The organism is uncultured Endozoicomonas sp. (genome assembly GCF_947495845.1).
Taxonomy (GTDB): Bacteria; Pseudomonadota; Gammaproteobacteria; order Pseudomonadales; family Endozoicomonadaceae; genus Endozoicomonas.
In genome coordinates this window covers 1-310 of sequence record NZ_CANMAO010000115.1, presented here as the reverse complement: position 1 = coordinate 310, position 310 = coordinate 1, and the positions used below count along the sequence as shown (strand labels likewise).

The window sequence follows — 310 nt, the reverse complement described above, 5'->3', positions numbered from 1 at the left end:
CCTATGGCCTCAATATTATCGAGCACCCGATGGGCTTTGCCCCATTCAACAATGTACTCGACTGAATGAAATACCTTCTCCCATGAAGTATTAAACGTCTTGGCAACTTCCTTCCAGGAGAGTTTTCGAGCCCAGCTTGCGAGAAACTGCATGTACACTTTGGTTAGTTCTTTTTTACCTTCTGCCCATGGAACCTGCTCAACCTTTACGCCACATGTCTTACATTGCACGCGGCGCATTCTGTAGATCAGGAAAACTCTCATTCCCCAGAGAGGAACAAACTCGAAGCGTCGTTCAGCAAGGCGATCGT

The 310-nt window shown here is 47.4% G+C and carries 1 pseudogene; it reads right to left on the bottom strand.

Going from position 1 to position 310, the window contains the following annotated elements:
* Positions 1 to 310, bottom strand: a pseudogene (locus Q1B11_RS20350) (ISL3 family transposase); the annotation flags it as partial.